The following is a 26,551-nucleotide window of genomic DNA, read 5'->3' on the forward strand; positions in this document are numbered from 1 at the left end:
GAGCGCCATATCTGGGCAAATTGCCCTAGCGTGTGAGGCATGAATGCGACATCTCCCGCGGGGGCGCTGCTGCTGTGCCGAGCCGAACCGGAGACCGTACGGCCGGTGGCCCATCTGCTGCGTGAGCGGATGCTGCTCGCCCCCGCCGGAGACGGATGGTCCGTCCTCGTGCCCGAGGGAAAGCCCTGGCAGGGCGCGCTCGCGCAGGCCGGTGGCGCGGACGCGGTGGAGCCGGTCGACCGGGTCGTGGCCGGCTGGGCCGCCGCGCTCGCGGTCGGCTCGACCTGGCCCGTGCTCGCCCTGTGGTGGGACGGCAACCGGGCCGGCTGCACGCTCGCCTCCGGATTCCGCCGCCCGGTCGGCTACGTCTGGCTCGCGGACGGCACCCCGGCCGGTGAGGACGAGGCCATGCGCACGTTCGCCGAACGCCTCGGCCTCGACCCCGTGCTGGACGTCCAGGCGCTCGAAGAGCTGATCCGCCCGGACCCGGACGTCGACGCGCGCATCCGGCTGCGCGGGCTGCTCGCCGTACTGACCCGGATCGGGCTGGTCCTGCCGCCAGGACTGGACCCGGACACGCCCGGCGACCGGTTGTACGCGGCGGCCGACGACCGGCCCGAAGCGCAACCGGTCGCCCGGACCGGCCGGCGGGAGGCGGTGAAGGCCGGACTCGACGTGGTCGAGGGCAGCGGTCTCGGGCCGTGGATGCGCGGCCCCAGGGCCCGTGCGCTGGCCGGTGCCCAGTTCGCCGTCGGGCTGCCGCTGGCCCTCTGGGGGCTCAGGCGCCGGGGCGGCGGATGGGTGCTCGCGGGGGCGCTGCTGCTGGCGCACGGGGCGCTCGGGCTCGCCTACGACCGGATCAGGGGCACCGAGGAGCCCGCGGACGGGCGCGGGCGACCGGCATGATCCGAACGGAACACGCCGGCCCTGGCCCTGGCCCTGGCCCTGGCCCTGGCCCTGGCCCTGGCCCTGGCCCTGGCCCTGGCCCTGGCCCTGGCCCTGGCCCTAGTCCTCGTCGTCGTCGAGCCGGGCCAGCCAGGTCGCGAGGCGCTCGACCGGCACCTCGAAGTCGGGATTGAGATCGACGAACGTACGGAGCTGCTCGGCGAGCCACTCGAAGGTGACCTCTTCCTCGCCTCGCCGCTTCTCCAGCTCCTCGATACCGCGGTCGGTGAAGTACATGCGGCAAGCCTAATGCCTGGTGACAGCCCCGCGAAGGCCGGGAGCCGGTCCCCGGGCCGCGCGCTCCGGCACTTCCACGCCCCGTCGCGACAAGCCCCCGCCGCCCCCGCCGCCCCGCCGGGAACCGCCCCGCGCCACCCCCGCGTCCTGGTCCGTGCAGCCGCCCGCGTACCCGGCCATCTGCCTCGCATCGGACGCGTACTGCCGTTAGCCTGCGGGTAGTTGGGGAACGGGGGGTTTCATGGGTGACAGTGACGCCCGTATTACGCGCATTGAGATGCCCGACGGTACGGAGGTCTGGGCGCGGATCTCCGGCGCCGAGGAACTGGCGCAGCCCGGCTCGGGCCCGTCGTTCGCGGACATCGGCGCCGGGAACATCGCGGACCGGGTGCAGGCCCGGGTCGAGAGCCTGCAAGGGGTCGTGACCAGCGTGGCGCGTTCGCTCGCCGAGCCGCTGCGGGCCGTGCGGCCCGACGAGGTCAGCGTCGAGTTCGGGATCGAGCTCACCGCGAAGGCCGGCAAGGTCGTCGGGCTGCTCGCCGACGGCGAGGCCAAGGGATCGATCAAGGTCACGCTGACGTGGAACGGCGGCGGGCCGCCCCTCGACCCGCAGGTGCCCGCGCAGTCGCCGGGACAGCAGCCGGCCACGCCCTCCGATCCGTCTTCTCCCTCTTCTTCCTCTTCTCCCTCTTCTTCCCCCTCCGGTCCGTCCGCCGGGGCACCCACCGGCGCACCGGCGCACGCGGGCGGCACCGGGCCGGACGACGGAAGCGGATCGTGACGCAGCCGCCGGGCGGGGGCGCGTGGCAGGGGCCGAGCGGCGCCGAATCCGCGCTGATGAGCCTCGTGAAGGACGCCACGGTGCGCATCCATCGTCCGGAGCCCGGGTATGCCCCTGAAGGATCCGACGGCGACTTCCTGGGGAGCGGCTTCTTCATCGCTCCGAGCTGGGTCCTCACGTGCGCGCACGTGGCGATGGAGGGGAGGGGGCGTCAGGTGAACGTGGTCTACAAGACCGCTCGTGGCGGCGATGCCGTCAGGGTCGGGGGCACGGTCGTGGCGGCCCTGCCCGAGGAGCGGCCCGGCACGGGCGGCTGGCCGGCCCCCGACCTCGCGCTCATCCAGCTGCTGCGGCCCGTCGAACACCCCTGTGTGTACCTCAGCGAGCGCTCCACGGGCATGAACCGCGGCGCGTACTACTTCGCGGGCTGGGCGGACGGCGGAGCCGGAGCGCTCAAGCGGCTCGGCCGGGAGTGCCGGGTGGTGGGCACCGTCGACGACTGGGCCGACGGCGACGAACAGGTGCTGATCGAGGCGAGCCAGCTGTACGCGGGCATGTCCGGCGGACCCGTCGTCGACCTGGCCAGGGGCGAGGTCGTCGGCGTACTCAAATCACGCTCCATGGATACGAACGGCGGTACGGCGATCGGCGTGGAGCGGCTGCGCACGCTGCCCGTGCCGGCCGGGGCCGCCACGGCCGAGTCCGACGATCCGTACCAGGCCGTGTTCCACGCCCACGACCGCTACCACGCCGACCGGCACAACAACCCCGGCGACGACGAGGAGACCTGGGCGGACGTCCAGCGGGACCTGGGCACGGTGGCGGGCCCGGCGCTCACCCCGCAGCAGCGCGTCGACCTGCTGGGCCGGCTCGCCAAGCTCCCGCCCCCGGTCAGCACCCGCAGCCTGCTCGACATCCTCGGCGGCCTCGGGTACGGGTACCGGACCGTCGGCGTCCCGGCCCCCCGGGGCTGGCGCGACGGGCTGGGCGTCCTGTACGACGCACGCGAGGGCGACGAGGCGCTGGAGCGGATCCTGCGCTACTGCATGAGCGCCATCGCCGCCGAACGCCCCTACGTGGTGCCCTCCACCCAGCGGGCCGAGGACGCCCTGTGGGACTGGGTGCGCGAGACCGCGAAGGACCGGCTCAAGCAGCCGTTCCGCCGCGAGATGGCCAGGCTCCGGTACCAGGGCCAATACGACCGGGGTACCGAGCACGTGCGGACGCCCGAACCGGCCGACGAGCCGGTCCGGCCGACGCGGGCCCCCACGTTCGTCGTGCTGTATCTGGAGCCCCGCGCCTGGGAGCCGGACCAGTTCGACTGGCGGGTCGTCGCCCGGCTGACCGCCGACGACCTGCCCGTCACCGAGAACTACCAGGGCACCAGGGCCGACGAACTCCCGGCCAGGCTCGCCGCCTCCCTCGGGAAGGCGTTCCGGATGTGCGACGAACCCGACAGCCCCGCGATCCTCCAGGTCGTGGTACCGCCGTCACTTCTCGACCTGGAGGTCGAGAAGTGGCAACTGCCCGCGGACAGCCTGCCCCTCGGGGTCCAGCGGCCGGTGGTCGTCCGGTGCTCGGACGAGGGCCCCGACGGACCCGACCCGTCCGACGACGCCGTCCGGGACCGCGAAGCGCGCTGGAACCGCATCCACACCGGCCCGACCCGGGCCGCCGTCCTGGACTGCGACGACGGAATGCGGGTACCCGTGCCCGTGACGGCGAAGCTGCGCGGACTGCCGTACGAGACCGTCCCGGTGTTCTGCCGGTACGGCGGACGGGGCGACGCCCAGAGCGTCGCGGGGTTCGCGCGGGTGCTCGACGGCGGCTTCGGCGTGGTCCTGTGGCGGCGCCCGAGGGCCGAACGGGCCGCGTCCTGCACCGAGTTCCACCTCCGGGTCGTGGACACGGTCGACGGGGCGGGTGTGGCCGACCGGCTTCCGCGGAAGATCCAGGAACTGAGAAAAGGGGTGTGTGAGGGCCGCCCCGACACGTTCTGGTCGGACGGCATCGCCCTGGTCTACGGAAACCCCCAACCGCCCCCGCCCGGCCCGTTGTTGCAGGCTCCGTGAACCCTCTTTCGAGCGGTGTCCCGGATGACTACGGTGAACCACGTTCGACTGCTGCCCCTGGCGGACGAGTGATGACGAGGAACGCGTTATGAGTGAACCCAGCGAGTGGCTCATCTACCGAGGGGCCGGCGAACCGCACGAAGGCATCGAGCAGTTGCCACCGCCGCCGCCCTGGCGCGACTTCGCGAGCCGTGGCACCCCGGACCCCGACGAGCCGGACGGGGACGGCTCCGCGGACCGGCGCCTCGGCGGCCACCGGCACGTCGCCGAACTCCACCGGCCGGGCGCCGAGGAACTCGAAATGATCAACGCGGCGCTCTATCTGCGGCGTCCGCTGCTGGTCACCGGTACCCCCGGCGCGGGAAAGAGCACGCTGGCCCACTCGGTCGCCCACGAGCTGGGGCTCGGCCGGGTGCTGCGCTGGCCGATCGTGAGCCGGACGACGCTGCTGGACGGCCTCTACCACTACGATGCGATCGCCCGGCTCCAGGACGTACAGATCGCCGCGCACAGCGCGGCGGCCGGCACGGGTGCCGGCCCGGCCACGGACGATGTGGGCAGTTACATCAGGCTCGGACCGCTCGGCACCGCGCTGCTTCCCTCGGACCGGCCGCGCGTACTGCTCATCGACGAGCTCGACAAGAGCGACATCGACCTGCCGAACGACCTGCTCAACGTGCTGGAGGAGGGCGAGTTCGGCATTCCCGAGCTGGAGCGGATCGCCGACCGGCTGCCCGACGGCGAGGCGCGGGTCCTCGACGACGACGGCAACAAGGTCACGGTGCGCGGCGGCCGGGTGCAGTGCACCGCCTTCCCGTTCGTGGTGCTCACCAGCAACGGGGAGCGGGACTTCCCGGCACCCCTGATGCGCCGCTGCATCCATCTGGAGCTGGGGCGCCCCGACCACCAGCGCCTCGCCACCTTCGTACGCGCCCACCTCGGCGACGAGGCGGCGCGCTCCGGGGACGACCTGATCGCCCACTTCCTGGAGCGGTCCCGAAGCGAACTCCTCGCCACGGACCAGCTGTTGAATGCCATCTACCTCACCGACGCCGCCGCCCCGGCCGGCCGCGACCGCCTCGCCGACCTGCTCATCCAGCGACTCGACCGGCCGAGGTGATGGGCTGATGGCGGGCGCCGGTGCGCGACCCGGACCGGACGGCGAACACCACCCCGGCGACGGTGCCGCGGTGCCGGGCGGTGCGGGCCCCGACGACGCGGGACTCTTCCCCGCCTTCGTGGCGCGGCTGCGCGAGGCGGGGCTCGACCCCGACGTCGAGCAGCTGCGCGACGCGCTCTGGCTGGCCCGCTGGGCCCGCCACCCGGACGCACCACCTGCCGACGCCGATCCCGACGCCGTTGCCGGCGCCTGGGAGCAGGGACGCGCCCCGGGTGCCCACCTGCCCCCGGAGCCGTCGTCGAACGGCCGGTCCGAGGCCCTGGGGCCGGACGCCGCGAAGCCCGCGCACGAGGGGCCGGGCGACGAACCCTCGCCGCGGGCGGACCCCGGCGACCCCGACCGGCGGATCACGCTCTACCCCGTACCGCGTACCGGCCCCTCGGACCGTGCCCACCCCGGCGGCCCGTCGGGCGCCGGAGCCGCCCGGAAGGGGCGTACGGCCGCCCTCACCTTCGGTGTGCCCGCCGCCCCGGCGCTGCCCGCACCCCTCGAACTCCAGCGCGCGCTCAGACCGTTGCAGCGCTACCACCCCGCTTCGCCGCCGCTGCGCAGCACCCTCGACGAGACGGCGACCGCCGAACTCAGCGCCCGCGCGGGCGGGTTGATCATCCCGGTGTTCCGCGGCGTATCCAAGGGCGAGGCGGTCCTGCAGTGCGTCATGGACGCCTCGTCCTCGATGCTGGTCTGGGACCGGATGTTCGGTGAACTCCAGCAGATATTCGGCCAGTTGGGTGCCTTCCGGGACGTACAGGTCCGCTATCTGCACCAGGGCCCCGACGGCGCGGCCGCGGTGAGCCGCAGCCCGGACCCGGCCGCGGCGCCGCTGAACTCCGCGGACCGGCTGAGCGATCCGACCGGCCGCCGGGTCACCGTCCTGGTCAGCGACTGCGCCGGTCCGCTCTGGCACAGCGGCCGGGCCCACCGGCTGCTGCACCAGCTGGCCGCGCAGGCCCCGGCCGCCGTGCTCCAGCCGCTGCCGCAGCGGATGTGGAACCGCACCAGACTGCCGGTCACCTACGGTTCACTGTCCCGGGGCGACGGACCCGGCGGAGCGGCCGTGCTCAAGGTCGTGGAGCAGCCGGGCACGGGCCCCGCCGTGTACCCGGGGGCCCTTGCCGTACCCGTTCTCCCGCCGGTGGAAGGGGCGCTGGCGGCCTGGGCGAAGCTGCTCTCCGGCACCGGCTCGGGACAGATCTCCGGCGCGGTCGGCTGGGTGCGCGCCGATCAGCCGGCGGCGGCCGCGCAGCGCGCGGGCGACGCACTCTCCTCGCTCCAGCTGGTCAGCCGCTTCCGCTCGGCGGCCTCGCCCGCCGCCGGGCAACTGGCCGTCTACCTCGCGGCGGCCCCGCTGCACCTCCCGGTGATGCAGCTGGTGCAGCGCACGATGCTGCCCCACTCGGGCCCTTCCGAACTCGCCGAGGTGCTGCTCAGCGGGCTGCTGACGCGGAGCAGGGACGAGGACGGCGGTGAGCACGACGGCCAGTGGTACGCATTCGTGCCCGGCGTCCGGGAGGCGCTGCTCGGCCCGCTGGGCCGCGACGAGGCGCTGCTCGTGCTCAAGCACTGTTCGCAGTACATCGAGCAGCGGTACGGCAGGGGCGGGCCGAACTTCCCGGCCCTGGCCTTCGCCCAGCTCGGCGAACGCCGGCACGAACGCAGATACCCGTCCACGCCGGCCACCGCCGGTACGGACCCCCTGGAGGACGGCACGCCCGACGGGGAGATCGAGGAGGGTGGCGAGAATGGGGAGAGCGGCGCAAGCGGCGGGTCGCGCGTCCCCCACCCCTTCGCCGAGGTCGCGGTCCGCGTACTGGAGCGTTTCATGCCCCTGCCCGAGCAGTTCGTGATGCAGACCGGACGCGAGGGCCACCCGAGCCCCGTACGGAACCCGAACACCGCGGTGGAGAGCGCCCGTGCCCTCCTGCGGCAGTTCGAGTCGGACAGCATGGTGCAGTACCTCATCGACGCCGTGCAGCTGCTGCGCGGCGCCGCCGTACGCGAGGAGCAGCCGGACACGGACCCCGGACTGTGGGCGGAGTACGCCCGCTGCGTGCTGCGGCTGTGGGAGGTCCAGGGCGACACCGAACTGCTCCGCGAGGCGGAGTACGCCGCCGAACGGGCCGCCGCGCAGCCCGCAGCGGTACGCGAACGGGCCGTACTGGCCAAGGTGTTGCACGCCGCGGCCGACGACCGGCGGCGGCGCGGTGACCGGCGCGGTGCGCTGGAGCTGCTGCGCCGCGCCGACCGCGAGTACACGGCCGCCTGCTCCGCCCCCGGCCTGGACCCCGCCGAGGCCCTCCGGCTGACCCTGGAACGGGTGAGGGCCCTGGAGGCGCAGTGGCGGCTCGACGGCGACACCGCCCTGCTCCAGGCCGCGTGCGGGATGCTGGAGGCGTTCGCCGACGTCTGGCCCGACCAGGAGAACCGCCCCACCACCCTGCCCCTGGCGCACGGCCGGACCATGCTGAAGCTGGCCGGCGCCACCGCCGACACCGAACAGTCCCGGGTGTACGCGGGCCAGGCCGCGCGCTCCCTGCGCACCGCCTTCGAACAGGGCGGCGGCCGGCACACCCTGGGCACCGGGGTACGCGTCCTGCTGGACCTGGTGGACGCCCTGCTCGGCTCCGGCGAGGAACCGGACGAGGCCGCGACACTCGTCGAGCAGGCCCTGGCGACCGTACGCGATCAGCGGCAGCGCGCCGCGCTGCGGATCAGGGCCGGCCGGGTCCGCGTCGCCCGGTACGAGCACACCGGCGAGCCCGACGAACTCGTGGCCGCCGCCGACTGGTTCGCCCGCGCCGCCCGGGACGTCCCCCGCGACTCGCGCGCCCACACCGACCTGCTCGCCGAATGGGGCGGCACCCTGCTGCGCCGGGCCCGGCTGCCGGACGGCCGCCCGCACATCGGCGCCGCGATCCGGGTGCTGCGCGACTGCCGTACGGAGACGCCGGCGGGCAGCACCCGCCAGGCCGAGCGGCTGCTGATGCTGGGCCGCGCACTGATGCTCCGGCACCGCGCCACCGAGGACCGGGTCGACCTCCGCGAGGCCGAGCACCTCTTCGGCCTCGCGGCCCAGGAGGCGGCCGACCCGCTCACCGAGGCGGGCTGCTGGCTGGAGCTGGGCCGCTCCCACCTGGACGCCGCCCGGGTGCTCCAGCGCCCCGCCCGGCTCGACGACGCGGCCGAGGCGTTCCGGGGCGCGGCGGAGGCGGCGCGCACGGCGGAGGAGGAGCTGGACGGCCCGCAACAGGTCTGGCGAGCGGTCGAGCTGGGGGCCACGGCCCACCACTGGCGGGGCATGACGTACGAGCGGGCGGGGCGGCCCCGGGCCGCACGCGACGCGTACCGCTCGGCCCGCCAGGAATGGCGCAAGCTGCCGGACGGCGGCGGATCGGCGGCCGGGGCGACCGCCGAGCGGCTGGCGGAGCTGGAGCGCTGACGGGGAGGCGGGCGGCGAGGCACGTCGCGGGGCGGGCGGCGCGGGGCCCTGCGGGGCGGGCCGCCGCCGTGCGACCGGCGCACGACCGTCGTCGCCCGACTGCGTCTTCGCCGAGGCGTAGCCCCGGTTCTGCGGGGCATCCGTACATTGGCGGCCGGTACGCGGGATCCGTGCCGGCGCACAGGACATCAGGGACACGGGCCCGGCCGGTGCGTTCAAGGGCGAGCGCACCGGTGCGGGCGCGAGGGGTGTTACGGGGAGGCGTGATGAACGAGACGGTGCACGAGGTGCACGCGATGGACCAGGACGTCCCGGACGGCGGTCCGCCGGACGGCCCGTCCGGCGGACCGGACGCGCTGCCGGACCTGCTGGCGCTCGATCTGGAGTCACTGCGGACGCTGGACCATCCGGTGCTCGCCGAGGTGGTCGCGGATCTGCGCGGGCGGGTCGAGCAGCCGCGGGAGATGCTGTGGGGGTTCAACAACTCCTTCTGACGCCCGGGGCGGCGCCGAGGACGGCCCCTGCGCCGAGGACGGCCCCTGCGCCGAGGACGGCGCAGGTGCCGGGGCCGCACGATTTCGGTCCGGTGGCCGGACGAACAGGACATCGTGACAGGGCACGGGTTTGTCCCCGTGGCGAGCCAGGGATACTCGCCTCGGGGCGGCGACGGGGGCCGTGCCGGCGGATGCGAACGGCACGGGGGTGCGGGAGTGTCTCGACAGGCGACGCCGAAAACACCCCCACGTGCCGGGCAGAGCCGACCGAGGCCCTCCTTCGGGCAGTTCATCGTCAAGGTGCACGGCCGCTGCAATCTCGCCTGCCGCTACTGCTACCTCTACGCAGGCCCTGACCGCACCTGGCGCGACCGCCCGGCCGCCGCCGCACCCGCCGTCCTGGACCGCACCGCGCACCGCATCGCCGAACACGCGGCGGCCCACGGGCTGCGCCACGTCGCGCTCGTCCTGCACGGCGGCGAACCCCTGCTCGCGGGCGCCCACCGGCTGGCCGCCTTCGCCGACCGGGTACGCGGCCTGGCACCCGCGGGCTGCACCGTCCACACCACCGTCCAGACCAACGCGACCCTGCTCACCGAGGCCCGCACCGCCACGCTCGCCCGGCACGGCATACGCATCGGCATCAGCCTCGACGGCGGACTGGCCGCCCACAACACCCAGCGCACCGACCACGCCGGACGACCCTCCTGGCCCGCCGCCTCGCGCGGCGCCCGGCTCCTCGCCGACCGGCATCCGGAGGCGTACGCCGGCATCCTCACCGTCGTCGACCCCCGCACCGACCCCGTCGAGCTGTACGAGTCGCTGCTCGACCTGCACCCCCCGGCCATCGATCTGCTGCTCCCGCACGGAAACTGGACGACCCCCCCACCGGGCCTGCCGCGCACGGCCTCCGCGTCCGGCCGCCCGACCCCGTACGGCGACTGGCTGACCACCGTCTTCGACCGCTGGTGGCGCACCGGGCGGCGGGAGACCCGGGTCCGGCTCTTCGAGGAGTGCGTCGCCCTGCTGCTGGGGCTGCCCGGCGCCACCGAATCCCTCGGCCTCGATCCCGTCGACGCGATCGTGGTCGAGACGGACGGGTCGATCGAACAGGTCGACTCGCTCAAGTCCGCCTACGACACGGCCGCCGCCACCGGGCTCGACGTCTTCCGCCACACCTTCGACGACGCCCTGCGCCACCCCGGCGTCGCCGCCCGCCGGGCGGGCGCCGACGCGCTCGCCGCCACCTGCCGTGCCTGCCCGCTGCTGACCGTCTGCGGCGGCGGCCACTACGCACACCGCTACCGCGCAGAGAACGGCTTCGCCAACCCGTCCGTCTACTGCGCCGACCTCGAACGGCTGGTACGCCATGTCGCCGCCCGGCTGTCCGACGCAACCGCAGGAGAACGCCGATGATCCCCCCACTTCCGGACCACATGCTGCGTCAACTCGGCCGCACCGAGGGCGATGCCGACACCCTCGGCGTGCTCGTACGCGATCAGGACACCCGACGGCTCCTGCTGCTGCGGGCCCTGCTCGACGCGGCCGGGGAGGCACCCGCCCACGTCCTTGCGCCCCACGCGCTCGACCGCCTCCGCCAGGACTGGGCACTGCTGGAGACGGCCGAACGCGCCGACCGGACCGCCGTACGCACCGTGCTGCTGCACCCCCTCGTGGGCCCCTGGATACAGCGCTGCCTGCACGGCCTCTCCGGTCACGGCCCCACGTCCGCGACCGCCCCCGGCCCCGGACTCCGGGCGGACCTGGACCACTTGAGCGCGCTGGCGGCCGCGGCCGCGATCCGGGCCGGAGTCCCGTTCACGACCCGGCTCGCCGGGCGCGACGGTCTCCTGCCGCTGCCCACCCTCGGCGCCCTGCGCACGGATCCCGATGCCCCCGGAACGGTCGATGTGGCCTTCTCCGGAACCGAACTGACGTTACGTCATATCGCAGCCGGGCCGCCCGTCGTCGTGCACACGCAGCCGGACGGAGCGACCGGATCGGCCGACCCGCGCTGGCTGCCGGTGCACGTCCTGCCGGCCGTCCGGCACGGCATCGGCCCGTTGCCCCTGGACGACATCGACCCGTACCGCACCGACGGCCCGGGACTCGGGCGGCACGGGCTGAGCACCGCCACCGCCATCGACGACCACGCACGCAAGTCCTGGACCGAGTCCTGGGCCGGGGTGCCGCCCCTGCTCCGCATCGGCGGCGAGCACCGCCTCACCGAAGTGACGGTCCTGCTGCGCTGCCTCGTCCCGCTCGGCCCGCCACCCGGTTCCGGGCCCGCCGGTGAGGGCGCGGCACACTGCAGCGGCACCAGGCGGGAGGCCTTCGGCGCCGTCCTCAGCAGCGAACCGGCCACCCCCGCCTCCTTCGCCGCCACCCTCGTCCACGAACTCCAGCACACCAAACTGGCCGCGCTCGCCGCCCTCGTACCGCTGCACCACGAGGACGCGACCCCACGCCACTTCGCCCCCTGGCGCCCCGACCCCCGCCCCTTCGACGGCCTTCTCCAGGGCGCCTACTCGCACCTCGCGCTCGCCGACCACTGGCAGCGGAACGCGCTCTTCGCGCGCCGTGTCACCCACCGCGACCTGGCCTGGGCCGAGCACGCCCGCTGCCGCGAACAGGTCGCAGCGGTGCTGCCCGCGCTGGCCGGATCGGCGGCGCTGACCCGCGAAGGCCGAATACTGGTCAACGAGATGATCGCGCTCTACCACCGTCTGGACGATTGTCCGCCTCCTGCGGGGCACCTCGCGCGCGCGCGGGCCTACGTGGCCACCGCCAAGGTGATATGGCAGCAGAGGAACGGCTCGCACCAGCCGTGGGAGACCCCCGGGATCGTCCGCCGGGACGACCATGCTCCGGTGTATGTTGACAAGGCTCGAATCGACGCAGGGAGACGGTTGAATGCCCGGAACGCGTAAGCAAGTTGGAGCAACCGGGGCGCACACCGTCACCATCAGTTTCGCCGGTTTCAACCGAGCCTGGGCGACGTGGATCGGGGACCGCCTGGAGCGACGCGGAGTGACGGTCGTCCAGCAGCGCTGGGACCCCCCGGTGGAGGTGCCGCTGGAGGAGTCGCTGCGCGACCTCGCGCTCTCCAGGGGGCGCGTCCTGCTGGTCCTCAGCGACTGGTACTTCCAGCTCGGCCCGCGCACGCACGACGAGTGGAACAGGGCCCTGCGTCAGGTCGTCGCCCCCGACCCCGACCGCTTCGCCGCCGTCTGCCTCACCACGTCGGCACTGCCCGGCGCCACCTCGGTCCTCGGCGCCGCCGACCTCACCAACGTCGGCGCGGAGGAGGCCGAGCGACGGCTCCTCGTCCGCCTCGGCCTGCCCACCGACCCGCTGCCCGAGCAGGCCGAGCACCGGCCGGGCCCCCGCTACCCGGCCGACACCCCCGAGGTGTGGGGCGGCGTCCCGCGGCGCAACACCCGGTTCACCGGCCGTGAGGAACTGCTCAACAAGGCGTACCAGGCCCTCCAGGAGGCCGGGTCGGGCGCCGGGGTCGTGGCGCTGTACGGCATGTCCGGCGTCGGCAAGACCCAGCTGGCCGCGGAGTACGTCTACCGCTTCGGTTCCGAGTACGACGTGGTCTGGTGGGTGCCCGCCGACCGGCGTGCGCTCTACCGCCAGCGGCTCGCCGAACTCGCCCCCGAACTGGGCCTGTCCACCGGTGTCGAGTACGGCGAGCGGCTGCGCGCGGTGCGGGACGCGCTGCGCCGCGGCGAACCGCACTCCCACTGGCTCCTCGTGCTCGACGGAGCCGACGAGCCGGAGAACATCTGGGACCTGGTGCCGACCGGCCCCGGGCACGTCCTCATCACCTCGCGCAACCCGGAGTGGGGCGAGCACAACAGCAACCTCGTCGAGGTGCCCGTCTACAACCGGGACGAGTCGGTCGCCTTCGTCCGGCGCCGCGCACCGCGGCTGAACCCCGCCGAGGCGAACCGGCTCGCCGAGGCGCTGGAAGACCTCCCGCTCCTCCTCGACCAGACCGCGGGCTGGCTGAACGACTCCGACCTGTCGGTCGAGGAGTACATCGAGCTCCTCGAAGGCGGCATCGACCAGGACGTCGTCAAGGTCTCCGCCGACTTCCCGCTCGCCTTCCAGACCGCCTGGTCGATACTGCTGAACAAGCTCAAGGACACCGTCCCCGAGTCCGTCGACCTGCTCCGCCTGTGCAGCTTCTTCGCGCCCGGCTCCATCCCGGTACGGCTGCTGAAGGAAATGCCCGCGGGCGAGCTGCCGGAACAGGTCTCCGGCCTGATGAACGACCCCCTGCTGTGGAACAAGGCGATCGCCCAGCTCCGCCAGTACTCCGTGGTCCGGCTGGAGTCCCACGAGTCGGCCGTCGAAGAGGCGTCGGCCGGCGAATCCCTCTACATGCACCGCATGGTCCACCAGATCGTCGGTCACGACATGACGGAGCGGGACCGCAGGGAGTTCATCGACGTGGTCCGCCGGGCCCTCGCCGCCGCGGACCCGGGCAGGCCCACCGACACCCGCCTGTGGCCCGCCTACGCCGAGATCACCCCGCACCTGAAATGGGCCGACGTGCTCCGGAGCACCGACCCGGCGGTGCAGTCCCTGGTGCTCAACTGCCTGCGCTACATGTACCTCTCGGGGGAATACCGGGCCGGCATCAAGCTGGGCGAACGCGCCATGAAGGCCTGGCGGGAACTGCTCGGCGAGGACCACCCCAGGATCTGGGACCTCAGCTACCACTACGCCAACCTGCTGCGGGCCGTCGGCGACTACGCTGGCACGGAAGTGATCGAACGCGCCGCGGTGGACCATCTGCGCGCCGAGCGCGGCGTGCAGGACCTGGAGCATCTGCGCGCCGCCGGCGGCCTCGCCGCCGACCTGCGCGGGCTCGGACGGTACGAAGAGGCGCTGGAGATGTCCGGCTGGGTCCTCGCCGCCTACCGCGAACTGCTGGGCGACCAGGACTCGCGCACGCTCAACGCGCAGAACAACCTGGCCGTCTCGCTGCGGCTCCTCGGCCGGTACCAGGAGTCCCTGGAGCTCAACCGGCGGACCCTGGAGGCCCGTCGGCAGTTCCTGGGCCAGCGGCACAACTGGACCCTGGCCTCCCAGACCAACTACGCCACCGACCTGCGCCTGCTCGGCCGCTACAGCGACGGGCTGTCGCTCCAGAGCCAGAGCGCCGGGGTGCACCGAAGGGTCCTCGGCAACGACAACCCGCAGACGCTGCGGGCCGAGTACAACCTCGCGCTGTGCCACTACCGCTCGGGAGAGCGCGCCAGGGCCTCGGCCCTGTTCACCCGGGTCCTGGAGCGGTGCGAGCGTGTGCTGGGCGAGGACGACCCGCTGACCATGATGTTCGCGGCCGGGCAGAGCTGCTTCGCCCGCGAGCACGCGGACATCGACCAGGCCAGGGGCATAAGCGAGAAGGTCGTCGACGGCTACCTGAACATGCTCGGCGAGGAGCACCCCTTCGTGGCGGGAACGCGGGGCAACCACGCCCTGATCCTGCGCAACGTGGGCGAGCGCGACCAGGCCCACACCCTCCTGGAAGGGGCCCTCGCCGCGTTGACGCAGGCTGTCGGCGAGTACCACCCCTGGACCCTGGGGGTCGCCGTCAACGCCTCGGCTCTGCGCAACCTGGTGGGGGATCCGGAATCAGCGGCCGCGCTGACGGACGCGGTCATCGCCAGGGCCACCGAGACTCTCGGACGGACCCACCCGCTGACCCTCTCCGCCCGGATCGCCCACGCCGCGGACCTGCGTGGCCTACGGGAGCGGCAGCGGGCCGAGAAGGTCGAGAACGAGGCGCTGGGCGACCTGGCGGCCACCCTCGGCGCCCAGCACGTCCATACGGTCTCGGCCCGCTCGCGCAACCGCCCGTACTGGGACTTCGAGCCCCCGATCGTCTGAGAGCCGGCCGGACGGACCGAAGGGCCCGGCCCCGCGAGCAACTCGCGGGGCCGGGCCCTTCGGCTCGTACGGCAGCGGGTCAGGCCTCGAAGACCTCGGCGACCAGCTGTGCCTGCTCGGCCTGGTGGCGCTTGGCCGAGCCGACCGCCGGGGACGAGCTGTGCGGACGCGAGATGCGGCGCAGGCGCTCACCGTGCGGGACGTCGGCGCCGACGGCCAGGTCCAGGTGGTCGATCAGGTTCAGGGCGATGAACGGCCAGGCGCCCTGGTTGGCCGGCTCCTCCTGGGTCCAGAGGTACTTCTCGGCGTTCGGGTACTTGGCGATCTCGGCCTGGAGCTCGGCACCCGGCAGCGGGTACAGGCGCTCCAGACGGATGATCGCGGTGTCCGTGACGCCGCGCTTCGTACGCTCGGCCTCCAGGTCGTAGTAGACCTTGCCGGCGCAGAAGACGACCTTGCGGACCTCGGCCGGGTTCACCGAGTCGTCGCCGATCACCGGGCGGAAGCCGCCGGTGGTGAACTCCTCCACCTTCGACGCGGCCGCCTTGAGGCGGAGCATCGACTTCGGGGTGAAGACGATCAGCGGCTTGTGGTGCGGGTTGTGCACCTGCCACCGCAGGAGGTGGAAGTAGTTCGACGGCAGGGTCGGCATGGCGACCGTCATGTTGTTCTGCGCGCACAGCGTGAGGAAGCGCTCCGGGCGGGCGGACGAGTGGTCCGGGCCCTGGCCCTCGTAGCCGTGCGGCAGCAGCAGCGTGACGCCGGAGGTCTGGCCCCACTTCTGCTCGGCCGAGGAGATGAACTCGTCGACGACGGTCTGCGCGCCGTTGACGAAGTCACCGAACTGGGCCTCCCAGACGACCAGCGACTCCGGGCGGGCCAGCGAGTAGCCGTACTCGAAGCCCATCGCCGCGTACTCGCTGAGCAGCGAGTCGTAGACGTTGTATCGGGCCTGGTCCTCGGAGAGGTAGAGCAGCGGGGTGTAGTCCTCGCCGGTCACCTGGTCGACGAGGACCGCGTGGCGCTGGCCGAAGGTGCCGCGGCGGGTGTCCTGGCCGGCGAGCCGGACCGGGGTGCCCTCCATCAGCAGCGAACCGATGGCCAGGGTCTCGCCCATGCCCCAGTCGATCGTGCCGTTCTCCACCGAGGCCGCGCGGCGCTGCATCTGCGGCATCAGGCGGGGGTGGACGGTGATCCGGTCGGGGATGTTGACCTGGGACTCCGCGATGACCTTGACGACCTCCGCGGAGATCGCGGTGGTCACGGCGACCGGGAACTCCGGCTGGACCTCGGGGGTGTGCGCCGGGGCCGGCAGCGAGGTGGCCTCGCGGACCTCCGCGAAGACCTTCTCCAGCTGGCCCTGGAAGTCCTGGAGCGCCTGCTCGGCCTCTTCCAGCGTGATGTCGCCGCGACCGATGAGGGACTCGGTGTAGAGCTTGCGCACCGAGCGCTTCTTGTCGATCAGGGTGTACATCTGCGGGTTGGTGAACTCCGGGTTGTCGCCCTCGTTGTGACCGCGGCGGCGGTAGCAGATGAGGTCGATCACGACGTCCTTGTTGAACGCCTGGCGGAACTCGAAGGCGAGCCGCGCGACCCGGACGACGGCCTCGGGGTCGTCGCCGTTGACGTGGATGATCGGCGCCTCGATCATGCGCGCCACGTCGGTGGCGTACATCGAGGAGCGCGAGGACTCCGGGGCGGCGGTGAAGCCGACCTGGTTGTTGATCACCACGTGCACGGTGCCACCGGTGCGGTAGCCGCGCAGCTGCGACATGTTGAGCGTCTCGGCGACGACGCCCTGGCCCGCGAAGGCCGCGTCGCCGTGGAGCGCGATGGGCAGGACGGTGAAGTCCGTGCCGCCCTTGTTGATGATGTCCTGCTTGGCGCGGGCGATGCCCTCCAGGACCGGGTCGACCGCCTCCAGGTGCGAGGGGTTGGCGGCCAGCGAGACCTTGATCTGCTCGCCGTCCAGACCGGTGAACGTGCCCTCGGCGCCCAAGTGGTACTTGACGTCGCCGGAGCCGTGCATCGACCGGGGGTCGAGGTTGCCCTCGAACTCGCGGAAGATCTGGGCGTACGACTTGCCCACGATGTTGGCGAGGACGTTGAGCCGGCCGCGGTGGGCCATGCCGATGACGACCTCGTCGAGGCGGGCCTCGGCGGCGGAGTCGATGACCGCGTCGAGCAGCGGGATGACGGACTCGCCGCCCTCCAGCGAGAACCGCTTCTGGCCGACGTACTTGGTCTGCAGGAACGTCTCGAACGCCTCGGCGGCGTTCAGCCGGCGCAGGATCCGCAGCTGCTCCTCGCGCTCGGGCTGCTGGGCGCGCGGGCGCTCCACCCGGTCCTGGAGCCACTTGCGCTGCTTCGGGTCCTGGATGTGCATGAACTCGATGCCGGTGGTGCGGCAGTACGACTCGCGCAGCACACCGAGGATGTCGCGGAGCTTCATCATCGACTTGCCGGCGAAACCGCCGACCGCGAAGTCCCGCTCCAGGTCCCACAGGGTGAGGCCGTGCTCGGTGATGTCCAGGTCGGGGTGCTTGCGCTGGCGGTACTCCAGCGGGTCGGTGTCGGCCATGACGTGGCCGCGGACCCGGTAGGAGTGGATCAGCTCGAAGACCCGCGCGGCCTTGGTGACGTCGCTGTCGTGCGAGGCGTCGATGTCCGTCAGCCAGCGGACCGGCTCGTACGGGATGCGCAGCGACTTGAAGATCTCGTCGTAGAACTCGTTCTCGCCGAGCAGCAGCTGGGCGACGATCCGCAGGAACTCGCCGGAGGCGGCGCCCTGGATGACCCGGTGGTCGTACGTCGAGGTCAGCGTCATGACCTTGGAGATGCCCAGCTTGTTCAGGGTGTCCTGGGAGGTGCCCTGGAACTCCGCCGGGTAGTCCATCGCGCCGACGCCCATGATGAGGCCCTGACCGGGCATCAGGCGGGGCACCGAGTGGACGGTGCCGATGCCGCCGGGGTTGGTCAGCGAGGCGGTGACGCCGGTGAAGTCGTCCATGCCGAGCTTGCCGTTGCGGGCGCGGCGGACGATGTCCTCGTAGGCCTGCCAGAACTCGAAGAAGTTGAGCGTCTCGGCCTTCTTGATGGCCGCGACGACCAGCTGGCGGTCGCCGTTCGGCTTCACCAGGTCGATGGCGAGACCGAGGTTGACGTGGTCCGGCTTGACCAGGGTCGGCTTGCCGTCCTTCACCGCGAAGGAGTGGTTCATCGCCGGCATGGCCTTGAGGGCCTGCACCATCGCGTACCCGATGAGGTGCGTGAAGGAGATCTTCCCGCCCCGGGCGCGCTTGAGGTGGTTGTTGATGACGATGCGGTTGTCGAAGAGCAGCTTCACCGGGACGGCACGGACGGACGTGGCCGTCGGCAGCTCCAGCGAGGCGTTCATGTTCTTCGCGACGGCGGCCGAGGGGCCACGCAGCGTGACGTACTCGGGTCCGGCCGGGGCCTCGGTGGCCGGCGCGGCCTTGGCCGGGGCGGGCTCGGCGGCCTTCGCGGCCGGGGCCGGGGCGGCCTTCGCCGGGGCTGCCGGAGCGGCGGCGGCGGGGGCGGCCTGTGCGGGGGCCGGGGCCGGGGCCGCGGGGGCCGGGGCCGGGGCCGCGGGGGCCGGAGCGGGTGCGGCCGGGGCCTTGGCGGGGGCGGCCGGCGCGGGCGCGGTCGGGGTCACCGCGGCCGCTGCGGCCGGGGCGCCGGGAACGGGCTTGTCCGCCGTGCCGGACGTACCCGGCTTGTAGTCGGCGAAGAAGTCCCACCAGGCGCGATCGACCGAATTGGGATCCTGGAGGTACTGCTGGTAGATCTCGTCGACGAGCCACTCATTGGGCCCGAAAGCAGCGGCCGGGTTCGAACCCGGGCTGGCTTGGTCGGTCGAGATGCTCGAGTTACTGGGGGACTGAGACGACACGGCGCGAACCGCCCTCTTCCGCTTCACAAGGTGATGGACAGCGGAAATCAAGGCTACGCCTCCCCAGCCGTTCCCCGCAGGCCGGGCCGCTCTTCGTCGCGCAAGTCACATCGGAAGACGGGTTTCGGTGCGGGAATTGGCGGGAAACAAGCACGGTTCCGCTGCGTTTTGGGTACGTGGGACCGCGGCTGCGGCCCCCTGGACCGCACCCCCTGAATGGAACACGCAGAACGTGTCCTTCCGGTTCGAACCCTATGTCAACCTCGCTGCTGAGGGATCCCCGGAAGAGTGACCTGAATCCGGCAGCCGCGAACGGATTCGGCCACGCCGATGCGTCCGCCGTGCAGATCCACCGCCCAGCGGGCGATCGCCAGCCCGAGGCCCGTGCCGCCGTCGCTGCCCGGACCGTGCGGGGAGGGCACCTCGCCGCGGTTGAAGCGCTCGAAGACCCGGTGCCGCTCGGACTCCGGAATGCCGGGTCCCTCGTCCATGACTTCGAGCGTCAGGGACTCCGGGGCGGCCCCGCGCCGGGCCAGCACGGTGACCCGGCCGTGCGGCGGGCTGTGCTTGACCGCGTTGTCGATCAGATTGGCCACCACCTGGTGCAGCCGCTCCGCGTCCGCGTGCGCGGTCAGCTCCGGCGGCGACACGTCCAGGTGCAGATGGACGTCCTTGCGGGTGTGGTTCCCGGAACCGGACGGCAGCCGGCGGTGCCCGGCGGCGAGGTTCGCCTCCTTCAGCACACCCGACAGATACGGCCACACCTCGAAACGGCGGGCCTTGAGCGTGACCACCCCGTTGTCCAGCCGGGACAGGTCCAGCAGCGTCTCCACCAGCCTGCCGAGCCGCTCGGTCTGCTTCAGCGCCGTGCGCATCGTCTCGGGATCGGCGGTGGACACCCCGTCCACGACGTTCTCCAGCACGGCTCTCAGCGCCGCGATGGGTGTTCGCAGCTCGTGCGACACATTGGCGACCAGCTCCTTGCGGTGCCGGTCCACGGCCTCCAGATCGTCCGCCATGCGGTTGATCGTCTGGGCCAGGTCGCCGAGCTCGTCGCGCCGGTCGGCGCCGCTCACCCGTCTGGTGTAGTCGCCGTGCGATATCGACCGGGCCACCGTGGTCATCTCGTCCAGCGGCGAGGTCAGACCGTGCGCCACGAACTGGGTTATGAGCAGGGTCGCGATCACCGAGAACACCGTGATGAACCGCAACTCGGTCCTGGTGCGCACGGCCACCATCAGCAGCCCGGTGGTGATGAACACCGAGACCACGACGAGCGTGCTCATCTTGGCCTTGACCGAGAAGGGACGCAGTCCGGAACCGGGCCGGGTCATGGCGCCGGCGTCTCCAGGGCGTAACCGACACCGTGCACGGTACGGATCCGCTCCGCGCCGATCTTCCGGCGCAGCGCCTTGATGTGGCTGTCGACCGTACGGGTGCCGGAGGCGTCCGCCCAGTCCCAGACCTCTGCCAGCAGCTGCTCCCGGGAGAGCACCGCCCGCGGCGTGTTGGCCAGACAGACCAGCAGGTCGAACTCGGTCGGCGTGAGGTGGACGTCGTCGGCGCGGACCCGGACCCGGCGCTGCGCGTGATCGATCTCCAGCTCGCCGAGGCGCAGTATCCCGCTGCGCGGCGTCACCGCGGCCAGCGCCGCGCGCTCGACCCGGCGCAGCAGGACATGGACCCGGGCCGCCAGCTCGCGCATCGAGAACGGCTTGGTCATGTAGTCGTCGGCGCCGACCCCGAGGCCGACCAGCATGTCCGTCTCGTCGTCCCTGGCGGTCAGCATCAGCACCGGCACCGGCCGCTGGGCCTGCACGCGGCGGCAGACCTCCAGGCCGTCGAAGCCGGGAAGCATGATGTCGAGCACCATCAGATCGGGCTGCCACGCCTCGGCCGCGTCCACCGCCGCGGGGCCGTCGAGTGCCGTCTGCACCAGAAAGCCCTCGGCCCGCAGCCGGGCGGAAATGGCATCGACGATCGTGGGGTCGTCCTCGACCACCAGCACCCGGCGCTGCGCGCCCGGGGTGGCCGCGACACCGTTGTGGGTGGTGTGTGTCTGTTCCATCGCCCCGCCCCTGCCCGTTCTCGCGGGGGCCATTCCCCCGGACGCACGGTCTTCGCTTGTGGATTTCGTCGGTGATCCCGTTACCGGTCAGCAGCGTAAAGGCAGCGGACTCCTCTCGGCTACGCAGGGTGTAACGCCTCGGACGCAAAGAGGTGGCGGAGTGTCGGTCTTGTGGCGCTTGGCCCCCGGACTTCCGGGGGCCGGGGATACCCGGTGGGGGGTCTCAGCCTGTCCGAAGTGCGAGATGCACCACGTCGGGCACACCTCGGGCAACGCTGACCTCTTCGGTTCTTACCCCCTCGAATCCGGCATTCCGCAGGGCCTGTTCGAAGTCGGCGGACGGCTGTGCGGACCACACTGCGAGAACGCCGCCCGGCGTCAGCCGCTCCCGGCAGCCCGCCAGACCGGCGGGGGAGTACAGGCTCGTGTTGCCCTCGGTGACGGTCCAGTCCGGCCCGTTGTCGATGTCCAGACACAGAGCGTCGTAACGGTCCGTAGTCGTACGCAGGTACTCGACGAGATCCGTCGTCAGGATCCCGGTCCGCGGATCGGCGAGCGCCGCACCGGAGATCGCGGCCAGCGGCCCCCGGAGGTGCCAGTCCACGATCGCCTGCTCCCGCTCGGCCACGACGATCCGCCCCCACCTCGGCTCGGCGGCGGCCCGGACGAGCGAGAAACCGACGCCGAGACCGCCGATGAGCACCGACGGGGCGGTCCGGCCGGCCGGCAGTGCGGCCAGCGCCGCGTCGATCAGCAGCCGCTCGGAGCGCCCGTCCGAGGTGTCCATCAGGAAGCACCCGTTGGCGATGATCTCGAAGTCGTCACCCCGCCCCCGCAGCACGACCTCGCCGTACGGTCCTTCGCGGCGGTCGAGCGTGACGGGGGCGAGGGTGTCGGAGTGGTACGTGTCGGGCATGGCGCGGGTCTCCGGTGCGTGGCGGGCGGGTTCCCCGCCATCCTGTCCCGCCGGCGCGGCCCGGGCCAGTGGATTGCCGGATTCGCCCCGAGTGCCGGGAGGACGACGGCGGTCACCCGCGCTCCGGGCGCGCGCCGCGCACCGCGAGGAGCGCCGCCCCGGCCACGTACGCGGCCACGGCCACCGCCCACGCCGCACCCTGCGGGCCCGGCTGCATGGGCCAGGCCCACACCGCCGCGGCGCCGCCCGGGGTGCGGGGCGCCGCCAGATAGACGGCGCCGCCGTGGACCGTCATCGGCAGCCAGCTCAGCCGGGCACCGAGCAGCGCGACGGAGGCCGCGGCCACCCCCGTCGCACCGAGCACGTTGCGCACCATGGCCGGTGCGCCGAACTCCTCCGGGTGCCCCGGGACCGCCGCCGCGAGCGCCCCCACCGTCACGGCGGTCAGCGCCAGCAGGTGCAGCAGCCGGCGCGGCCACCACCGGCCCACGGCGGTCCGGTCCAGCTCGTCGCTGTGCGAGTGCAGGCCGGTGCCGATCGCGGCGGAGGCGAGCAGCGGGGCCAGCACGACGACCGGGACGCGGGCGGTGTGGTCGAAGTACGGCCGGCTCTCCAGCCAGTGGGCGGCCCAGGCCGCGACGAGCGCGACGCACGTCAGGGTGGCGGCGGTGAGGGGGAGGGCGCGGGAGCGGATGTAGAGGAGAGGGAGAGCGGCGCGGGCCGGCTGGGCGCTCACAGCGCAGGCACCTCCGCGGGCGTGCAGCTCTCCAGGGTGGCCAGGTAGCGGCCGAGCCAGGCCCTGCGGTCGGTGGCGGGCATGGCCCGGAGGCGGGCGACGAGGGGGCGGGCCTGCGGGTTCCAGGTGGAGTCGTCGCCGGCCAGCCAGGCGCGTACGGCGTCGTCCGTGAGGTCCGCCTGCTTCGCCCCCTCGCGGCTGCTCCAGTGCGAATCGTTCGGACAGCCACGCGACGTCAGGCCCAGGGCGGTTTCCCGGACGTACTCGCGAGGGTCGGTCAACTTGTTGCGCGTGACGCTCCAGCCGCGCATGACATGGGCCAGGGCGGCTTCGCCGCCCTTCGGGTCGAATTCGGAGTCCACGTACCTGACCGGTGCGCCCGGTACTTCCTCCAGGCGCGAGAACAGGCCGGACAGGGCGGCGGACACGCTGGGCAGCACCGGGGCGTCGGGCGCCTTCACACAGAGCTGAGGTACGCCGGGTTCAGGTACCGAGCAGACCTTGCGCGTGGCGGTCGGGTCGTCCCGGAACAGGTCGGCGCCCGTGTGCAGGATCACCGCTCCGGCCGCGACCGCCAGCGCGAGCGGTACGACGGCCGACAGGCGCCGTCGGGACGCGTACGCGAGCAGCACCGTGGCGGCGATGCCGCCCGTCCAGGCCAGCAGGACAGGAGCGAACCACCACACAGGGACCCACCCCCACAGCGCGTACTGCTCGCCGGGGCTCAGGAACCGGGCATCCGCCTCCATGTAGCCCGGGGCCCCCAGGAGCACGTACAGAACGACCGCGAGCACCGGGGCGGTCAGCCGCCACCGCACCAGCCGCCCGACCACGAAGCCGACGAAGCCGATGGACGGCAGGAGACCGAGATCCGCGACGGCGACCGAGAGGGACGGACCGCCCGCCCCGGTGTACGGAGCCGTCGTCGCGAACACCACGGCCAGCGCGAGCAGGTACCCGGCCGCCGCCCACAGCACGATCGGCGTCGCGGCCGTCGTCACCTGCGCCAACCGGCTGCGCGGGACCGAGAGCAGCAGTTCGGCGGTGCGCCGGCGGTGCTCCCGGCCGCCCTGCCAGCAGGCGGCCGCGGCGACGAGCGGGCCGCCGAGCAGCGCCGTTGCCGCGTGCAGTTGGGTCTGGGTCTCGCCCCAGCTGCCCTGCCACTGGGCCGCCTTGCTCCAGAGCGGAACGAGGAGGGTGACGGCGACGGCGAGACCCGTCCAGGGGGCGATCCCGCGCCGGAGTTCGGTGCGCAGGGCGGTGCGGGCCGCGGGCTTACCGGGCAGGGGCTTTCCGGCCTCGGCCTTTCCGGCCGGGGCCTTCCTCGGCGTGGCGGAGGCCGTCATCGGTTCGCCACCGCCGCCCGGTGCGCCCGCAGCGCGGAGGTGTAGCCGCGCTCGATCGGGTTTCCGTCCGGCCGCTCCGCCCCGCCGTCCCCGCCGTCCCCGCCGTCCCCGGCGTCCCCGAGCTCCGTCAGCTCCCGTGTCGTGCCCCGGTACGCGATCCGGCCCGCCTCGATCAGCGTGACATCGATGCAGGCGGCGGCGACGTCCTCGACCAGGTGGGTCGAGACGATCACGGTGGTGGTGCGGCCCAGCTCCCGTATCAGCGCCCGGAATTCGACCCTTTGCTCCGGGTCGAGACCGGCGGTCGGCTCGTCGAGCAGCAGCAGGTCCGGATCGTTGACGATCGCCTGGGCGATGCCGACGCGCCGCACCATGCCGCCCGACAGGGTTTTGACCCGGGCGTCGATCCGGTCCGTCAGACCCACCCGGTCCACCGCGCGTTCCACCGCCTCCGGGACCGCCGCCGCGTCCATCTCCTTGAGCCACGCCACGTACGAGACGAACTCGCGGACCGTGAAGCCCGGGTAGTAGCCGAACTCCTGCGGCAGATAGCCGAGCCTGCGCCGGACCGCCGCCCGGCTGCGGTGGTCCGACCCGGCGCCGACCTCGCTGCCGAGCAGCTCCACCCGGCCGCCGGAGGGCGCGGCGACGGTGGCGAGCACCCGGATCAGCGAGGTCTTGCCCGCCCCGTTCGGCCCGAGCAGCCCGTGCACACCGGGTGCGAAGTCCAGGTCGACGGCGTCGAGCGCGGTCGTCCTGCGGTGCCGGACGGTCAGTGCCCTGACCTCGACCGTGTTCACGGCCTCGGTGCTGCTCATGCGTTCACGCTCACAAGGTCTCCAGATGGTCGAAGGATCTACGGCGTACGGCGAGCAGCGCGGCGCACACCAGCGCGCCCGCCGCCCAGCCGGCCTGTGCGGCGGGGCCCGAGAAGTACCGGGCGGCCGAGGCCGCCGCCGTGACGGAGGCCGGGGGCGACGCGGCGAAGGCGGGCAGGACGACGGCGGCCGCCCAGGCCAGGGCGACGGACGTCGCACCGGTGCGGCAGCCGACGTACGAACCGAGGGCCAGCGCCGCCAGCGTCATCGCGAGTCCGGGCAGCAGCCAGGCCGCCGCGCCGGGCCGCCCGGCGGACGCGGGCAGCGCCGCCCCGGCGAGAGTGAGGGCCGGGATGCTCACGGCGAGCACCGCGGCGGTCCTGGTCAGCAGCAGCCGCACCCCGCCGGACGGGGTGGCTGCGGTGATCTCGTGCATCGGGTCCGCGTGCCGGCCGTAGGAGAGGGCCACCCCGGCGAGCGGCAGCACCGGCGCGACGACGAGGAGCAGCGGACGGGCGGCCTCACCGGCCCCGGCCCCGGCCCCCGCCCCGTACGCCAGCGCGACGGCCCCGACGGCGACCAGCACCAGCGCCAGCAGCCACGGCCCCCGCAGCGCGGGCCCGGCGGCCCACAGCAGCCGCCCGGCGCGGGTGACGGCCCCGGGGGAGCGGCGCCGGGCCCCGCGGGCGGGCGCTCCCGCTGTCGTCCCCGGCGCCGTCACCGCGGCCGAGGCCCCGTCCGCCGACACCTCCCGCGCCACCACCGCGGCCAGCACCCCCGCGCGTACCGCGTCCAGTGCCGCCCCCGCCTCCGGCCGTGCCGTCCGTACCGCCGCCGAGAGCCGGGCCGCGCACCCCCCGCACGCCTCCACGTGCTTCTCCACGGACCAGGCGTCCGTCTCCGGCACCGAACCGGCGGCGTACCGCCCGGCCAGCTCCTCGCTCACGTGCCAGTGGGGCATGCCGCCGCCTCCCGTCGTCGTCATGCCGTTCCTCCCAGTGGCCGGGCCGCCGGGGCCGGCAGCTCCAGCGCGGCCCGCAGCTCGCGTCTGGCCCGCATCGCCCGGGTCTTGACCGTGCCCTCGGGTATGCCGAGGAGCCGGGCCGTCTCGCGGGTCGTCAGCCCGTCGATGACCGTGGCGCGCAGGACCTCGCGCAGCTCGGGCGAGATCCGGCCGAGCGCGGCGCCCACATCCCCGTACTCCAGCCCGGCGAGCACCCGCTCCTCGGCGGACGGCGCGGTGGCCGCCCATTCGCTGCCCCCGGTCCGCTCCGCCCGGTCGGCGAGATCGGTACGGGCACGGGCCCGCTGGGCGTCCACCAGCCGGCGCGAGGCGATCACCCACAGCCAGCCGCCGACCCTGGACCCGCGGTGCGACGCGGCGGAGCGCCAGACCGTCACGAAGGTGTCCTGAAGGACCTCCCGTACGGTCTCGGCATCCGCGCACCGTCTGCTCAGCCTGGCCAGCAGCCAGCCGGCGTGCCGGTCGTAGAGCGTCGCCAGGGCCTGCGTATCGCCCCTCGCGACGGCACGCAGCAGGGCGTCGTCGTCCGGGTCCTCCCCCGAGGGGCGCAACAGCTTCACACCTCTTCTATCGGGCGACGCGCCCCGACCGGTTCACGGGCGGCGTGTGTGGCTCACGCCATAGACGGCACGGGGGATGATCACCGAGGGTAGGACGTTGCTCTGGGGGGCTTGT

19 protein-coding genes are annotated in these 26,551 nt (G+C 73.3%); 9 read left to right on the forward strand and 10 right to left on the reverse strand.

Going from position 1 to position 26,551, the window contains the following annotated elements; translation table 11 throughout:
- Positions 1-39 precede the first annotated feature (39 nt).
- Complete coding sequence (locus ACFYY1_RS09980) at positions 40-906, forward strand: hypothetical protein (RefSeq protein ID WP_388582994.1); 867 nt, start codon at positions 40-42, stop codon at positions 904-906.
- 99 nt (positions 907-1,005) lie between these two features.
- Here the strand turns inward: ACFYY1_RS09980 and ACFYY1_RS09985 are convergent, their stop codons facing one another.
- A complete protein-coding gene (locus tag ACFYY1_RS09985) occupies positions 1,006-1,182 on the reverse strand; it encodes a DUF6104 family protein (RefSeq protein ID WP_388582996.1) in 177 nt (58 codons plus the stop codon).
- Between the two features lie 241 nt (positions 1,183-1,423).
- Between ACFYY1_RS09985 and ACFYY1_RS09990 the strand changes: the two genes are divergently transcribed.
- From ACFYY1_RS09990 to fxsT, 8 genes are all read left to right on the forward strand, one after another.
- Positions 1,424-1,963: a CU044_2847 family protein gene (locus ACFYY1_RS09990; RefSeq protein ID WP_388582998.1), complete on the forward strand. Its 540-nt coding sequence runs from the start codon at positions 1,424-1,426 to the stop codon at positions 1,961-1,963.
- Entirely contained in the window at positions 1,960-4,035 is a 2,076-nt protein-coding gene (locus tag ACFYY1_RS09995; protein WP_388583000.1) for a trypsin-like peptidase domain-containing protein, read from the forward strand. Before ACFYY1_RS09990 ends, ACFYY1_RS09995 begins: the two co-directional genes overlap by 4 nt.
- An 88-nt stretch (positions 4,036-4,123) precedes the next feature.
- Positions 4,124-5,155, forward strand: coding sequence for an AAA family ATPase (locus ACFYY1_RS10000; protein ID WP_388583002.1), 1,032 nt, complete (start codon positions 4,124-4,126; stop codon positions 5,153-5,155).
- 7 nt (positions 5,156-5,162) lie between these two features.
- Complete coding sequence (locus tag ACFYY1_RS10005; RefSeq protein WP_388583004.1) at positions 5,163-8,654, forward strand: SAV_2336 N-terminal domain-related protein; 3,492 nt, start codon at positions 5,163-5,165, stop codon at positions 8,652-8,654.
- A gap of 266 nt (positions 8,655-8,920) precedes the next feature.
- Positions 8,921-9,148 (forward strand): FxSxx-COOH cyclophane-containing RiPP peptide, encoded by a 228-nt coding sequence (gene fxsA / locus ACFYY1_RS10010; RefSeq protein ID WP_388583006.1) that lies wholly within the window; start codon positions 8,921-8,923, stop codon positions 9,146-9,148.
- A 291-nt stretch (positions 9,149-9,439) separates the two neighbouring features.
- Positions 9,440-10,564 carry an FxsB family cyclophane-forming radical SAM/SPASM peptide maturase gene (locus tag ACFYY1_RS10015; protein WP_388583488.1) on the forward strand — a complete coding sequence of 375 codons (1,125 nt, stop codon included), beginning with the start codon at positions 9,440-9,442 and terminating at the stop codon, positions 10,562-10,564.
- Positions 10,561-12,078 carry an aKG-HExxH-type peptide beta-hydroxylase gene (locus tag ACFYY1_RS10020; RefSeq protein ID WP_388583008.1) on the forward strand — a complete coding sequence of 506 codons (1,518 nt, stop codon included), beginning with the start codon at positions 10,561-10,563 and terminating at the stop codon, positions 12,076-12,078. Before ACFYY1_RS10015 ends, ACFYY1_RS10020 begins: the two co-directional genes overlap by 4 nt.
- A complete protein-coding gene (gene fxsT / locus ACFYY1_RS10025) occupies positions 12,062-15,055 on the forward strand; it encodes an FxSxx-COOH system tetratricopeptide repeat protein (protein ID WP_388583010.1) in 2,994 nt (997 codons plus the stop codon). Before ACFYY1_RS10020 ends, fxsT begins: the two co-directional genes overlap by 17 nt.
- 79 nt (positions 15,056-15,134) lie before the next feature.
- Here the strand turns inward: fxsT and ACFYY1_RS10030 are convergent, their stop codons facing one another.
- The 9 genes from ACFYY1_RS10030 to ACFYY1_RS10070 form a co-directional block, all read right to left on the reverse strand.
- Positions 15,135-18,968 (reverse strand): multifunctional oxoglutarate decarboxylase/oxoglutarate dehydrogenase thiamine pyrophosphate-binding subunit/dihydrolipoyllysine-residue succinyltransferase subunit, encoded by a 3,834-nt coding sequence (locus ACFYY1_RS10030; RefSeq protein ID WP_388583012.1) that lies wholly within the window; start codon positions 18,966-18,968, stop codon positions 15,135-15,137.
- A gap of 257 nt (positions 18,969-19,225) precedes the next feature.
- Positions 19,226-20,302, reverse strand: coding sequence for a HAMP domain-containing sensor histidine kinase (locus ACFYY1_RS10035; RefSeq protein WP_266729743.1), 1,077 nt, complete (start codon positions 20,300-20,302; stop codon positions 19,226-19,228).
- The gene (locus tag ACFYY1_RS10040; protein ID WP_056794186.1) at positions 20,299-21,036 is read right to left on the reverse strand and encodes a response regulator transcription factor; all 738 of its coding nucleotides are present in this window, start codon (positions 21,034-21,036) and stop codon (positions 20,299-20,301) included. Before ACFYY1_RS10040 ends, ACFYY1_RS10035 begins: the two co-directional genes overlap by 4 nt.
- Positions 21,037-21,259: 223 nt before the next feature.
- Complete coding sequence (locus tag ACFYY1_RS10045; RefSeq protein WP_388583014.1) at positions 21,260-21,952, reverse strand: spermidine synthase; 693 nt, start codon at positions 21,950-21,952, stop codon at positions 21,260-21,262.
- 112 nt (positions 21,953-22,064) lie between these two features.
- Positions 22,065-22,688 carry a hypothetical protein gene (locus tag ACFYY1_RS10050; protein ID WP_388583016.1) on the reverse strand — a complete coding sequence of 208 codons (624 nt, stop codon included), beginning with the start codon at positions 22,686-22,688 and terminating at the stop codon, positions 22,065-22,067.
- Positions 22,685-24,034 carry a hypothetical protein gene (locus ACFYY1_RS10055; RefSeq protein WP_388583017.1) on the reverse strand — a complete coding sequence of 450 codons (1,350 nt, stop codon included), beginning with the start codon at positions 24,032-24,034 and terminating at the stop codon, positions 22,685-22,687. The genes ACFYY1_RS10050 and ACFYY1_RS10055 overlap by 4 nt, the downstream gene beginning before the upstream one ends.
- Positions 24,031-24,852, reverse strand: a complete 822-nt coding sequence (locus ACFYY1_RS10060; RefSeq protein WP_388583019.1) for an ABC transporter ATP-binding protein — start codon at positions 24,850-24,852, stop codon at positions 24,031-24,033. Before ACFYY1_RS10060 ends, ACFYY1_RS10055 begins: the two co-directional genes overlap by 4 nt.
- Before the next feature lie 10 nt (positions 24,853-24,862).
- On the reverse strand, positions 24,863-25,837 hold the full coding sequence (locus tag ACFYY1_RS10065) for a zf-HC2 domain-containing protein (protein WP_388583020.1): 975 nt from the start codon (positions 25,835-25,837) through the stop codon (positions 24,863-24,865).
- Positions 25,834-26,436 (reverse strand): RNA polymerase sigma factor, encoded by a 603-nt coding sequence (locus ACFYY1_RS10070; RefSeq protein WP_388583022.1) that lies wholly within the window; start codon positions 26,434-26,436, stop codon positions 25,834-25,836. Before ACFYY1_RS10070 ends, ACFYY1_RS10065 begins: the two co-directional genes overlap by 4 nt.
- Between the last annotated feature and the right edge of the window lie 115 nt (positions 26,437-26,551).

Origin of the sequence: Streptomyces sp. NPDC001890 (assembly GCF_042891445.1) — a bacterium.
In the GTDB taxonomy this organism is placed as follows: Bacteria; Actinomycetota; Actinomycetes; order Streptomycetales; family Streptomycetaceae; genus Streptomyces.